10 protein-coding genes are annotated in these 13,607 nt (G+C 69.1%); 6 read left to right on the top strand and 4 right to left on the bottom strand.

The window, feature by feature from the left end; genetic code table 11:
• The first annotated feature begins 66 nt into the window (after positions 1 to 66).
• Positions 67 to 1,866, top strand: coding sequence for an NAD(P)/FAD-dependent oxidoreductase (locus ABB55_RS04135; RefSeq protein WP_054357684.1), 1,800 nt, complete (start codon positions 67 to 69; stop codon positions 1,864 to 1,866).
• Positions 1,867 to 1,918: 52 nt separating this feature from the next.
• On the opposite strand, the gene ABB55_RS04130 is transcribed toward ABB55_RS04135, so the two are convergent.
• Positions 1,919 to 3,853: a potassium transporter Kup gene (locus tag ABB55_RS04130; RefSeq protein WP_054357683.1), complete on the bottom strand. Its 1,935-nt coding sequence runs from the start codon at positions 3,851 to 3,853 to the stop codon at positions 1,919 to 1,921.
• A 475-nt stretch (positions 3,854 to 4,328) separates the two neighbouring features.
• On the opposite strand from ABB55_RS04130, the gene ABB55_RS04125 reads away from it, so the two are divergent.
• The 3 genes from ABB55_RS04125 (at position 4,329) to ABB55_RS30595 (ending at position 7,427) form a co-directional block, all read left to right on the top strand.
• Positions 4,329 to 5,822 (top strand): ATP-binding protein, encoded by a 1,494-nt coding sequence (locus tag ABB55_RS04125; RefSeq protein ID WP_054357682.1) that lies wholly within the window; start codon positions 4,329 to 4,331, stop codon positions 5,820 to 5,822.
• Positions 5,819 to 6,520, top strand: coding sequence for a response regulator (locus ABB55_RS04120; protein WP_054357681.1), 702 nt, complete (start codon positions 5,819 to 5,821; stop codon positions 6,518 to 6,520). Before ABB55_RS04125 ends, ABB55_RS04120 begins: the two co-directional genes overlap by 4 nt.
• Before the next feature lie 265 nt (positions 6,521 to 6,785).
• Positions 6,786 to 7,427: a hypothetical protein gene (locus ABB55_RS30595; protein ID WP_054357680.1), complete on the top strand. Its 642-nt coding sequence runs from the start codon at positions 6,786 to 6,788 to the stop codon at positions 7,425 to 7,427.
• Positions 7,428 to 7,606: 179 nt separating this feature from the next.
• On the opposite strand, the gene ABB55_RS04110 is transcribed toward ABB55_RS30595, so the two are convergent.
• Positions 7,607 to 9,850 carry a xanthine dehydrogenase family protein molybdopterin-binding subunit gene (locus ABB55_RS04110; RefSeq protein WP_083463330.1) on the bottom strand — a complete coding sequence of 748 codons (2,244 nt, stop codon included), beginning with the start codon at positions 9,848 to 9,850 and terminating at the stop codon, positions 7,607 to 7,609.
• A gap of 2 nt (positions 9,851 to 9,852) precedes the next feature.
• Complete coding sequence (locus ABB55_RS04105) at positions 9,853 to 10,311, bottom strand: (2Fe-2S)-binding protein (RefSeq protein WP_054361823.1); 459 nt, start codon at positions 10,309 to 10,311, stop codon at positions 9,853 to 9,855.
• 306 nt (positions 10,312 to 10,617) lie between these two features.
• Here ABB55_RS04105 and ABB55_RS04100 point away from each other — a divergent pair, with 306 nt between their 5' ends.
• Positions 10,618 to 11,604, top strand: a complete 987-nt coding sequence (locus tag ABB55_RS04100; RefSeq protein ID WP_083463329.1) for a LysR family transcriptional regulator — start codon at positions 10,618 to 10,620, stop codon at positions 11,602 to 11,604.
• Here ABB55_RS04100 and ABB55_RS04095 read toward each other — a convergent pair.
• Complete coding sequence (locus ABB55_RS04095) at positions 11,591 to 12,010, bottom strand: group II truncated hemoglobin (RefSeq protein ID WP_054357679.1); 420 nt, start codon at positions 12,008 to 12,010, stop codon at positions 11,591 to 11,593. The genes ABB55_RS04100 and ABB55_RS04095 overlap by 14 nt on opposite strands.
• 244 nt (positions 12,011 to 12,254) lie before the next feature.
• Here ABB55_RS04095 and ABB55_RS04090 point away from each other — a divergent pair, with 244 nt between their 5' ends.
• Positions 12,255 to 13,604 (top strand): DUF1800 domain-containing protein, encoded by a 1,350-nt coding sequence (locus tag ABB55_RS04090; RefSeq protein ID WP_054357678.1) that lies wholly within the window; start codon positions 12,255 to 12,257, stop codon positions 13,602 to 13,604.
• Positions 13,605 to 13,607: the final 3 nt, after the last annotated feature.

The raw sequence follows: 13,607 nt of genomic DNA, 5'->3' as shown, positions 1-13,607 counted from the left end.
CAGGATGGGGCCGAGCGCGGGACGGTGACGAACCCGCGCCGAATGGTCCATCCAGGAGGAAACTGAATGCTCGACACCACTCCACGCGCCCGCGTCGACGCCTTTCTCGGTCGCCTCGACGCCGCGCTGCAGGCCGGCGACATCGATGCCGCCGTCGACCTGTTCGGCACCGAATGCTACTGGCGCGACCTCGTCGCCTTCACCTGGAACATCAAGACCGTCGAGGGCCGCGATCAGGTGCGCGACCTGCTCGCCCAGACGCTCGCCACCACCCGCCCGCGCGGCTGGCGCGTCGCCGAGGACACCGAGGCGAGCGAGGCCGGCGGCATCCTGGAGGCCTGGATCTCCTTCGAGACCGAGGTGGCGCGCGGCTACGGCCTGATCCGCCTGCGCGACGGCCAGATCTGGACGCTGCTGACCACCATGGTCGAACTGAAGGGCTACGAGGAGAAGGCCGGCTTCACCCGCCCGCTCGGCGCCAAGCACGGCATCAATCCGGGCGCCAAGTCCTGGAAGGAGGAGCGCGAGGAGGAGGCCCGCACGCTCGGCTTCGAGACGCAGCCCTATGTGGTCATCCTCGGCGGCGGCCAGGGCGGCATCGCGCTCGGCGCCCGGCTGCGCCAGCTCAACGTGCCGACCATCATCGTCGAGAAGAACGAGCGGCCCGGCGACAGCTGGCGCAAGCGCTACAAGTCGCTCTGCCTGCACGATCCGGTCTGGTACGACCATCTGCCCTATATCGACTTCCCGAAGAACTGGCCGGTCTTCGCGCCCAAGGACAAGATCGGCGACTGGCTGGAATTCTATACGAAGGTCATGGAGCTGAACTACTGGTCCAGCACCACGGCCAAGCATGCCAGCTACGACGAGGCGAAGAAGGAATGGACCGTCGTGGTCGAGCGCGGTGGGCAGGAGATCGTGCTGCGCCCGAAGCAGCTGGTCTTCGCCACCGGCATGTCCGGCAAGGCCAACGTGCCGAAGTTCAAGGGCATGGAGCGCTTCAAGGGCGAGCAGCACCATTCCTCGCAGCATCCCGGCCCGGACGGCTACAAGGGCAAGAAGGTCGTCGTCATCGGCTCGAACAATTCGGCCCACGACATCTGCGCCGCGCTCTACGAGAACGGCGTCGACGTGACCATGGTGCAGCGGTCCTCGACCCATATCGTGCGGTCCGACCCGCTGATGGAGATCGGCCTCGGCGATCTCTATTCGGAACGGGCGGTCAAGTCCGGCATGACCACCGCCAAGGCGGATCTGATCTTCGCCTCGCTGCCCTACCGGATCCTGCATACCTTCCAGATTCCCGTCTATGACAAGATCAAGGAACTGGACAAGGACTTCTATGCCGGCCTCGAAAAGGCGGGCTTCAAGCTCGACTGGGGCGCGGACGGCTCCGGCCTGTTCATGAAATACCTGCGCCGCGGCTCGGGCTACTATATCGACATCGGCGCCTCGCAGCTGATCATCGACGGCAAGATCAAGCTGGTCGGCGGCCAGGTCGAGGAGATCACCGAGACCGGCGTCAAGCTCGACAACGGCACCGAGATCCCGGCCGACGTGATCGTCTACGCGACCGGCTACGGCTCGATGAACGGGTGGGTCGCCGATCTCGTCGACCAGGCGACCGCCGACAAGGTCGGCAAGTGCTGGGGCCTCGGCTCCGACACGCCGAAGGATCCGGGCCCGTGGGAGGGCGAGCAGCGCAACATGTGGAAGCCGACCCAGCAGGAGGCGCTGTGGTTCCATGGCGGCAACCTGCACCAGTCGCGCCACTATTCGCAGTTCCTGTCGCTGCAGCTGAAGGCCCGGATGGAGGGCATCCCGACGCCGGTCTACGGGCTGCAGCCGAGCTACCACAAGGGCTGAGAGCGATGGTGTCGGGCGCCCGCGCGGTCTCCCGCCGCGCGGGCGCAGGCCGTCAGATCAGGACCTGCGTGCCGATCTCGACGACGCGGCCGGTCGGGATGCGGAAATAGTCGGTCGCGTTGGCGGCGTTGCGGGCGAGCAGGATGAAGAGATGGTCCTGCCAGCGCGGCATCTCGCTGCGCGCGGCCGGCCGGATCGAGCGGCGCGACAGGAAGAAGGAGGTCGACATGATGTCCGGCTTCCAGCCCGCCTTGCGGCAGAGCGCCAGCGCGGCGGGCACGTTCGGCTCTTCCATGTAGCCGAAGGTCATCGTGACGCGGCTGAAGCGGCCGACCAGCGGCTCCAGCCGGACCCGCTCGGCTTCCGGCACGCGCGGCTTGCCGGCGACCGCGATGGTCAGGATGACGTTCTTCTCGTGCAGCGCCTTGTAGTGCTTCAGGCTGTGCAGGAGCGAGACCGGGGCGAGGTCGCGCTCGGCGGTCAGGAACACGGCGGTGCCCGGCACGATCGGCATGGTCGTCTTGCGGTCGAGCTGGCCGAGCAGCAGGTCGAGCGGCACGTCGTCGCGCCGCGCCTTGGCGGCGATGATGTCGGTGCCGCGCACCCAGGTGGCCATGATGGCGAACATGATCGCCGCCACGGTCAGCGAGACGTAGCCGCCCTCGACCACCTTGAGCATGTTGGCGGCCATGAAGATGAAGTCGATGACCAGGAACGGCGCCATCAGCAGGACGGCGGCGGCGAGCGGCCAGCGCCAATGCTTCCAGGCGACCACGATGGCGAGCGTGGCGGTCACCACCATGGTGCCGGTGACGGCGATGCCGTAGGCGGTGGCGAGCCGGCTCGACGAGCCGAACAGCAGGCAGAGCACGATCACGCCGACCAGCAGGAAGGCATTGACCTGCGGCAGGTAGATCTGCCCGGCATGGGACTCGGACGTGTGCAGCACCTCCATGCGCGGCAGCAGCTTCAGCTGGATCGCCTGCCGGGTCAGCGAGAAGGCGCCGGTGATCACCGCCTGCGAGGCGATGATGGTCGCCGCGGTCGCCAGGATCACGACCGGGATCAGCGCCCAGTCGGGATAGAGCCGGAAGAACGGGTTCTCGAGGGCATCGGGCTCCGCCAGGATCAGCGCGCCCTGGCCGAGATAGTTGAGCGCCAGGCACGGGAAGGCGACCACGATCCAGGCGGTCTGGATCGGCCGGCGGCCGAAATGGCCGAGATCGGCATAGAGCGCCTCCGCGCCGGTCACCGCCAGGAAGACCGCGCCGAGCACGTAGAAGCCGGTCGTGCCGCCATGGATCAGATAGGTCACCGCGCGGCGCGGATCGAAGGCGGCCAGGATGCCGGGATCGTCGGCGATGTGCTGCGCGCCGCCGACGGCGAGCAGCAGGAACCAGACCAGCGTGATCGGCCCGAACCAGCCGGCCACCGCCGCCGTGCCGCGGCTCTGGATCAGGAACAGGGCGATGATGATCGCGATGGTCAGCGGCAGGACGTAGGGGTCGAGGGTCGCGGTGACCAGCTTCAGCCCCTCCACGGCGGAGAGGACCGAAATGGCCGGGGTGATCAGCGCGTCGCCGAAGAAGAGCCCGGCACCGACGATGCCGCAGGCCAGCACCAGCCGGCTCGGCTGCCCCATGGCGCGCTGGGCCAGCGCCAGCAGCGAGAGCGTGCCGCCTTCGCCGTCATTGTCGGCCCGGAGCAGGATGACGACATATTTCAGCGTCACCACCACGGTCAGCGCCCAGATGATCAGCGACAGGATGCCGAGCACAGTGTCGCGCACCGGCGCACCGCCGCCGGTGCCGGCGACGACCGCCTCGCGCAGGGCATAGAGCGGGCTGGTGCCGATGTCGCCATAGACGACGCCGATCGAACCCAGCATCAGGGCGAAGAAGCCCGGATGGGCATGGCCCGGATCCGCCGGTGCGTCGGGCGCCGGCACGGTTGCCGGCTGGGACTCAGTGCTTTCGGTGGTCGACATGGGATGCGGTCCTGGATCGATGATCCCCCCGGAGATGCGCCCCGGGCCATAAGGAAGCGATGCGGGTTCGGGTCTCCGGGCATAAGGAACCCGTAAAGATGACGGCCCGGGCGCCTGAACCGCCGTCGACCGGCCCAAGCCGGCTCTCCGGCCGCCCCTCGATCCGTGGTCGGGCGCACGGCCGGACGACCGTCGGCATGCGCCCTGCGCCGGCGCGGCGCGGCGTTGCGGGGCGTTGCGGCTTCCGCTCGACCCGGAAAATCTCTAGCAGGCTGCTGAAAATCGCTCCGTACCCGCCATTCTGTCATCCCCGGGCTTGTCCCGGGGATCCAGTGCGATGGCCAAGCCCTTGGAAAGTCTGGATCCCCGGGACAAGCCCGGGGATGACAGAGTTGAAACGGCAAGCGTATGATCGCGTTTCGACGCGTTTTTCCGCAACCTGCTAGACGGAGAGGGACGAACCCTCAGGAGCGTCATGGCCGGACGACTGCGCCCGATTGACGGAACCGCGCCGATCGCGCTCGCGGCGGTCGCCGGCGCCGTGTTGGCCGGACTGGCGCTGCGGACGGTGCTGCCCGAGGCGACGCTGCTGCTGCTGTTCACGGTCGCGGTCCTGGTCGCCGCGGTCCTGTCCGGCGTGATGGCGGGGCTGTTCGCCGCCATCCTCGGCTTCCTGGCCTTCAATTTCGTGTTCGTCGAGCCGCGCTTCACCCTCGTGGTGGCCGAGGGTCGCGACATGCTGGCCCTGGCGCTGCTGCTCTTCGCCGGCCTCCTGACCGGCAGCCTGGCCGGGCGGTTGAAGGAGGAGGCCGAGGCGGCGCGACGGCGGGCGGCGGTCCTGGAGGCGCTCGCCGCCTTCTCGAACCGGCTCGGCCGGGCCGGCGGACCGGACGACGTGATGGCGGCCATGGCCGATACGCTTGCCGGCTCGCTGGAAGGCTCCGCCCTGGTGCTGGCCCGGCGCGGGCAGGGGCTGACGACGGTCGCGTCGGTTCCGGCGGCGATCCGGCCGGATCCGGAGGACGAGGCCGCCGCCGAACGCGTCATCCGGCTCGGCGCCGAGGCACCCCGTCCGGCCGCCGGCTGGCCCGGCGCGCGCTTCGAATTCCGCCCCTTCGAGACCGGATCGGAGCGCCTGGCGGTCGGTTTCGCCGGTCCGGCCGGACGGCCCCTGGCCGAGGAGGGCTCCCGCGTCGCCGCGGCCGTGCTCGCCCAGGCGGCGGGCACGCTCGACCGCCTGCATTCGGAGGCCGCCGCCGCCGAGGCGCGGGCGACCGCGGAGCGCGAGCGCTTCCGGGCGGCGCTGGTCTCCTCGATCTCGCACGACTTGCGCACCCCGCTCGCCTCGATCCTCGGCGCGGTCACGTCGCTGCGCGAACTCGGCGATCGCATGCCGCCGCCGGCGCGCGACGAGCTCCTGGAGGCGATCGAGGCGGAGACGCGACGGCTCGCCCGCTTCGTCGCCAACCTGCTCGACATGACCCGCATCGAGGCGGGACTGGAGCCGCGCCGCGAGCCGGTCGATCTCGCCGATCTCGCGGCCAGCGTGGTGCATCGCGCCCGGCGCAGCTTCCCCGGCGGGGACTTCCGCCTGATCCTGCCGCCGTCCGGCGTCCCGCTCGTCGCCGCGGATCCGGCCCTGCTGGAACAGGTGCTGTTCAACCTGATCGAGAATGCCGTCAAATTCTCGCCGCCGGCGGCGCCGATCGCCGTCGAACTCGCAGCCCGGCCTGAGGGCGTCGAGATGGCGGTCGCCGACCGGGGGCCGGGCATCCCGGCGGCGGACCGGGAGCGGGTCTTCGAGCCGTTCCGCGTGTCGCCCGGCACCGCGGGGTCCGGCACCGGGCTCGGCCTCGCCGTCTGCCGGGGCATCGTCACCGCGCTGGGCGGAACCATCGTCGCCGGCGAGGCCCCGGGGGGCGGGGCGCGCCTGAGCGTGACGCTGCCGGTGGAAGGAGCCGCACCATGACCACGCCGACCGCCCGCATCCTGGTCGTCGACGACGAGCCGCAGATCCGCCGCTTCCTGCGGCTCGGCCTGACCGCGGCCGGCTACAGGGTCGACGAGGCCGGCAGCGTCGCGGAGGCCGAGAAGCTGGCGGCGGCCATCGACCCGGACCTGATCGTGCTCGATCTCGGGCTGCCCGATCGCGACGGCAAGGTGCTGATCGCGGATCTGCGCCGGCGCTCGGACGTGCCGGTGATCGTGCTTTCGGCGCGCGACATCGAGGCCGAGAAGATCGCGGCGCTGGATCTCGGGGCCGACGACTATGTCGCGAAGCCCTTCGGCATCGGCGAACTGCTGGCGCGCGTGCGCGCCGCCCTGCGCGGGCGGCGGCGCGATGCGGCGGCGCCGGAGGTCCTGCGGGTCGGCGCCTTGGTGATCGACGGGCCGGCGCATCGCGTGACCCTCGCCGGGGAGCCGGTGAAGCTGACCCCGAAGGAATTCGACCTTCTGGCCCTGCTCGCCGCCCATGCCGGCCGCGTCCTGCCGCACCGGACCATCCTGACCAAGGTCTGGGGTCCGGGCCACGCCGAGGATACCCAATATCTCAGGGTCTTCGTCGGGCAGCTTCGCGCGAAGCTGGAAGCCGATCCGGCAATGCCGACGCTGATCCTGACCGAGCCGGGGGTCGGCTACCGTCTGGCCGACACGGAGGAGGGCTGATGCGGCTTCGCGCCGGCGGTTCCGAGGCGCTTCCGACCATGGCCGAAGATTCCGGGCAGGGGCGCGGACGAGCGCTGGTCGTTATCCGAAATACAATATGGAAATAAACTATAATATCAGATAATTATGGAAACCTGAAATTACGAAATCCTTAACGCGGCCCTTCTTGATTGACTTAAATTTTCGTTATTTTTATAACCCGCCATACATAGGTGGGGTCGGCGCAATGATAGTACTGGCAATTGTTTTGCCGTGGCTGGCTTTGATGCTGCGCGGCAAGATTGTCAGCGGTGTTGTTTGCCTTGCCCTGAGTGTCGGCTCGCTGTTCGGTGGCATCGTTGCCATCGTGGTCGTCTGGGTGGTGACGGCGGCCTGGGCCGTCTACGTCCTTTTCCGTGAGGAATTCGTCGAATTGTCGGGTGCGGCCGCGCGCAATCCTTTGCCGGCGGCGACCGATCCGGCCGACTATGACCGGCGGAAATGGGCGGTCCTGCTCGAATATGACCCGGACGTGCAGGAGGCCTACGAGCAGGTGCGCCCCTATGGCCAGACGGCATTGGACCGGCTCGCGCGCGACTATCTGGCGGTCAACGACCGCGGCATGCTGCCCCTGATCGTGATGAAGATCTGCGCCGAGACCCCGCTCGCCTCGGTCGAGGAGGCCGTCGCGCAGGTCGCGGCCGGCACGGTGTTCCAGATCGAGGACGGCTATGTCTTCGCGCTCGGCCAGCCGGCCGAATTTCACGTCATCGTCGACCAGGACTATGCCCGCTATTCGTCGGCGGCCGAGATGGAAGCCGCGCTGCCGTTCACGCGCCAGCGCCGGCGCGTGACCGACCGCGAATTCGCCGACGCGCTGCTCAACTACTATTCCGAATTTCTGGTCGACCAGATCGCGGCCGCCTAAACGATTCGGCCTTTCCGTGCGCCCGGACGTAACGTCATTCGACCGGCCTCACGTCGATCCCACGCCCGGCTGCCGCGCGGACGTGGGATCGCAATGAGGCCGGCCTTTCGTTTCGGCAGACCGGCCGGGCGGGCATCCGCTGCCCGCCCGGCCGGCGCCGATCAGGTGTTCAGGCTCTGTCAGGTGTTCAGGCTCTGGGCGAAGGGCAGGGCGCGGATGCGCTTGCCGGTCGCCTTGGCGTAGGCATTGGCGACCGCCGGGCCGATCGGCGGCACGCCGGGCTCGCCGACGCCGGTCGGCTTGGCGTTCGAGGCGAGGATATGGACCTCGACTTTCGGCATGTCCTCGATGCGCAGCACCTCGTAGCCGTCGAAATTGCCTTCGACGACCCGGCCCTTGTCGAGGGTCAGCTTCGATTTCAGGATCGCGCCGAGGCCGAAGCCGATGCCGCCCTCGATCTGGGCGCGGATCATGTCCGGGTTGACGGCGGTGCCGCAGTCGACGGCGCAGACGACCCGCTCGACCTTGATCGCGCCGGCCTTGCCGACGGTCAGTTCCGCCACCTGGGCGACCACCGTGCCGAAGCTCTCGGCGACGGCGACGCCGCGGAAGCGACCCGCCGGCAGCGGCGCGCCCCAGCCGGCCTTCTCGGCCGCCATCTTCAGGACCGCCGCATGGCGCGGGCTACCCTGCAGCATGTCGAGCCGGAATTCGACCGGATCCCGGCCGGCCGCCGCCGCGAGTTCGTCGAGGAAGGTCTCGACCGCATAGGCGGTGTGGGTCGAGCCGACCGCGCGCCACCACAGCACCGGCACGCCGACATCCGTGGTGGTCAGTTCCACGCGCCGGTTGGGCATCGCGTAGGGCAGGTGCGCCGAGCCTTCGACCGAGGTCGGGTCGACGCCGTTGGTCACCATGGCTTCGAAGGCCGTGCCCTTCATGATCGACTGGCCGACGATCCGGTTCGACCAGGCGACGATCCGGCCGTCCTTGTCGAGGCCGGCCTTCAGCGCATGCACATAGGCCGGACGGTAGCGCCCGCCGCGCATGTCGTCCTCGCGCGTCCACTGCACCTTGACCGGCGCCTTCCAGCCGATCGCCCGGCCGACCGCCACCGCCTCCGCGACCACGTCGGCATCGAACACCGCGCGCCGGCCGAAGCCGCCGCCGGTCTTCATGACATGCAGGACGATCTTGTCGGGGGTGGTGTCGGCGACCTTGGCGGCGATCATCTGGTAGAGGTCGGGCATCTGGTGACCGCCCCAGATCTCGATCGTGCCGTCGGCATTGCGGCGGGCGACCGCGTTGAGCGGTTCGAGCGCGGCATGGGCCAGATAGGGGAACTCGTAGCGCGCCTCGATCACCTTGGCGGCGCCCGCGAAGGCGCCGTCGACATCGCCGCGGTTCTCGGCCACCGTCGCGCCCGGCTTGGCGGCGAGCTCACGGTAGCTCGCCATGATCTCGGCGGTGGAGCGCGTCTCCGCACCGGTCTCGTCCCAGACCACCGTCACCGCCTCGCGGCCCTTCAGCGCCGACCACATCGTGTCGGCGACGACCGCCACGCCGCGATGGATCGCGACCACGTCGACGACGCCCTTGATGGCCTTGGCCTTGGCGGCGTCGAAGCTCTTCACCTTGGCGCCGAACACCGGCGGGTGGATCATGACGGCGGTCAGGAGGCCCGGCAGCTTCACGTCGATGGTGAAGGTCTGCCGGCCGGTCGACTTCTCGCGGCTGTCGATGCGCGGCAGGGTCTCGTTGCCGATCAGCGTCCAGGCGTCGGACGCCTTCAGGGTCACGTCGGCGGGAACCGGCATCGCGGCGGCGGCCGCGGCCAGGTCGCCGAAGCTCGCCTTGCGGCCGGAGGCGTGGCTGACGACGCCCTTGTCGACCTTGATCTCGGCCGCCGGCACCGACCAGGCCTTGGCGGCGGCCGCGACCAGCATCATGCGCGCGGCGGCGCCGGCCTGCCGGTAGCGGTCGAAGGACGAGAAGGTGCCGCTCGAGCCGCCGGTGCCCTGCATCGTGCCGCCCCAGGCGAGATTGCCGTAGAGCTTGGGATTGCCCCAGCCGCCCTCGGCGCGCATCTGCTCCCAGGCCGCACCCAGTTCCTCGGCGACCAGCGTCGCCGTGCCGTGATAGATGCCCTGGCCCATGTCCATATGGGCCGACAGGACCGTCACGGTATTGTCCGGCGCGATGCGCAGATAGGCCGCGAAGGGATTGGTGGCCGCTGCGGCCGGCGCGGCGGTTGCGGCCGCCTCGGCGGGGGCCGCACGGAAGCCGACGGCGAGACCGCCGCCGATCGCGGCCGCGGCGAGCAGGAAGCGGCGGCGCGACAGGTCCGGGACGGCAGGTCCGGCGGCATCGGTCGCGGCATGGTCGGAGAGGCGCGGGGCCGAGCCCAGTCGATCGAACAGCATGATCAGGCCTCCAGCATGCGGGCGGCTTCGTGGATCGCGCCACGAATGCGGTGATAGGTGGCGCAGCGACAGAGATTGCCGGACATGGCCGCGTCGATCTCGTCGTCGTTCGGCTTGCGGTTCTGGCTGAGCAGGCCGACGGCCGAAATGATCTGGCCGGACTGGCAGTAGCCGCATTGCGGCACGTCGAGCTTGATCCAGGCCGCCTGAACGGCCTGGGCGACCTTGCCGTCGACGCCCTCGATGGTGACGATCGGCTTGCCGGCGGCGTCGCCGACGCTGGTCTGGCAGGAGCGGGCGGGCATGCCGTCGACCATGACGGTGCAGGCGCCGCACAGCGCCTGGCCGCAGCCGAACTTGGTGCCGGTCAGTTCGAGAACGTCGCGGATGGCCCAGAGCAGGGGCATGTCGGGATCGACGTCGAGTTCCCGGCGCTGCCCGTTGATGGTGAGGACTTGCATGGTCGCCTCCGGATGATGCGGTGTCGGTTGCCGGGCCGCCGCCGATTGCAGGCGGCACGATCCCGGCAAGGTGTGAAGCGGCGGCGCGACCTTCGGCCGGAGCGGGCGCGAAAAAGGGATGCTCCGGCGGAGTTCCGTCATGGCATGCCCAAAGGCTGCGCCATGTCCTGCGGTCGATCGGACGGAACGATGCGGGTCGCGGGACGACGATCCGGATCCGGATCCTCGTCGCCACGGATTGGACCCTACGAAATTCTACGACATAATAGAAATCGATTGTCCGGATAGTGGGTATCGGATCGGCAAATGACCATGGCCTTGCGCAACCTGGATCTGAATCTTCTCGTGTCGCTGGAGGCGCTGCTCGCCGAGCGCAACGTCACGCGGGCGGCGCGCCGGCTCGGGCTCAGCCAGCCGGCGCTTTCGGGCCAGCTCGCCCGGCTGCGCGAGATGTTCGACGATCCCCTGCTGATCGCCGGCCCGCGCGGCATGATCCCCTCGGCGCGGGCCCTGGCGCTGCAGGAGCCGCTGACCGAGCAACTGGCCGGTCTGGCCGACCTTCTGGCCCTGCGCAGCGGGTTCGTGCCCGAAACGGACGAGGCGACCTTCCGCATCGCCGCGTCCGATTCGATGCAGGCCGTGTTCGGCGTCGTGCTGCTCGCCCGCATTGCCGAGACCGCGCCGAACACCCGCGTCGCCCTGATCCGGCCGGTCGCGGCGACGATCGCGCGCCAGATGGCGGAGGGCGAGATCGACGTCCTGATCACGCCCGGCAAGTGGATCGAAAGCGACTGGCAGACGCGGCCGATCCTGGAGGAACGCTTCGTCTGCGTCACGCGCGACGACCATCCGGCGGCGCGCCGGCCCCTCGACCTCGACACCTTCTGCGCGCTCGATCACCTGCTCGTCTCGCCGGTCGGCGGCGGCTTCAGCGGCGTCGTCGACGATGCGCTCGCCGCGATCGGGCGCAGCCGGCGCGTCACCGTCTCGATCCAGGATTTCCTGGTCGCGCCGCCGCTGCTCGCCTGCACGGACCTGATCGCGACCGTGCCGAGCCGGGTGCTGCATGCCTTCGGGCCGGGTTTCGCCGCCCTGGAACCGCCGATCGACCTCGCCGGCTTCACGGCCGTGGCTGCGTGGCACCCGCGCACCCATCGCGACCCGGCGCAGCAATGGCTGCGCGAGCAGATCGCCGACGTGGCGGCCCATCTCGACGAGGCGATCGCGGAATGCTGTGCGGCCGAGATGGCCGAGACCGCCCAGGCGGCGGCGCCGGAGCCTATTCCCGGTTGACCATGTGCTGGGCGAGGCTTTCCACCTGCGGCACGATCAGCGCGGTCAGGTCCGGATCGGCGACCGTCTCGGCCCAGGCGCGATGGAAGCAGAGGAGCCAGCCGTCGCGCTCCTCCGCGCCGATCGCGGCGACGAAATGGCGCCGGCGCAGCATCGGCGCGCCGCGCCGCTCGACGAAGAGCGGCGGGCCGCCGAGCCAGCCGGTCAGATACCAGGTCAGCTTCTCGGCGCTGCCCGCGAGGCTCGGCGGATGGATCGCGCGGCAGGCGGCGGCCTCCGGCAGGGTGTCCATCAGCCCGTAGAAGCGCTCGACGAAGGCCGCGACGCCGGCAGCCCCGCCGATCCGCGCATAGGGCGTGGTGCGGTCCGCCGCGCTGTCCGATTCGGTGGCGGGTCCCTTGTCCATGGCAGGTCCTCTTTCGATCGCGCCGACCATAGGTCGCCCGGCGCGGCCCCGAAAGCCTGAAGAAGTCCGGACCCCGCCGGCGCGGCGCCGTCCGGCGTCATCGGATCTTGCGCTAAATGCGAGCCAAGGCGGGCGCCATTCGTTAACGGAATCCGACACCGGTCGGCACCAAATGTTTCCGATTTACGTTTGGTTAAGGTGACGCTGCGGGAATGGAGCCTCCATGGTCAGGGGGAATCATCCCATGGCACTCACGGCCGCAGCCGCCGCCAAGGCTCTACTCGCATTGCAGCGTTTCGGTCTCGGACCGAAGCCGGGGGGAATCGGCCGGATCGGCAAGGATCCGCTGAAGGCCCTCCAGAGCGATCTCAACAGCGGTTCCGCGATCTCGGATTCCAGCCTGCCGACTTACGTGCAGGCGGCCGCGTCCGGGCAGAACTCGTTCGAAGAGGCCTATGCGATCTTCCAGAAGGAGTGCCGGGCGCGCTTCTCCAAGCAGTTGCAGCCCGAGATCGGCTTCCTGGAACGGCTCGTCCTGTTCTGGTCAAACCATTTCTCCATGTCGGCCTGGAAGTCCAACACCGTGTTGGGGACGATCGGGCAGTGGGAGCGGGATGTCGTGCGCAAGAACGTGCTCGGCAAGTTCTCCGACATGCTGATCGGCACGATGCGCCATCCGGCCATGATCGCCTTCCTGGACAACGAGAATTCGATGGGGCCGAACTCGCCGATCGGCCGGTCCTGGGGCATGGGCTACAACGAGAATCTCGCCCGCGAGATCCTGGAGCTGCACACCCTCGGCGTCGGCGCCGGCTATACCGAGCTCGACGTGACCAACCTCGCCAAGATCATCACCGGATGGTCCTATGTGCGCGGCTGGGAAGCCGACAACAAGTGGAACGGCGGCAACCAGCAGAATCGCGGCCAGTTCATCTTCCGCCCCGACTGGCACGAACCCGGCGCGATCACGGTGCTCGGCAAGAGCTACACCCAGACCGGCATCGACCAGGGCCTGACCGTGCTGCGCGACCTGGCGATCCACCCGAAGACCGCCGAGCACATCGCCTACAAGCTGGTGCTGCACTTCATCTCGGACAGCCCGACGCCCGAGATGGTCAACCCGGTCAAGACCGCCTTCCTGAATTCCGGCGGCAATCTGAAGACGACCGCGCTGGCCCTGATCAAGCTGCCGGCCGCCCTGACCGGCACGCCGACCAAGATCCGCACGCCCTACGAACTGACCGTCGCCCAGTTCCGCGCCTCCAAGGTCACGACCTGGGGCGATCGCGAATGGGCCGTGAGCGAGCCGCTGCGCGCGCTCAACCACATGCCCTTCGAACGCCAGACCCCGGACGGCTATCCGGACGAGACCGCCTGGTGGCTGAACCCGGATGCGATGACCATCCGGCTCGACACGGCGCAGCTCTTCTACGACGTGTTCTGGTGGAAGACGGCCCCGGTGCCGGCGACGCTCGGCACGCAGCTGTTCGACATGGCCCTGTCGGCGCAGTCGAAGGCGCTGCTCGCGCAGACGACCGACAAGCGCAACGGCCTGACCAGCCTTCTCATGCTCCCCGAATTCCAGCGCAGGTGACCC

Source organism: Prosthecodimorpha hirschii (assembly GCF_001305515.1).
Classification (GTDB): domain Bacteria; phylum Pseudomonadota; class Alphaproteobacteria; order Rhizobiales; family Ancalomicrobiaceae; genus Prosthecodimorpha; species Prosthecodimorpha hirschii.
This window is presented reverse-complemented; position numbering and strand designations above follow the sequence as displayed.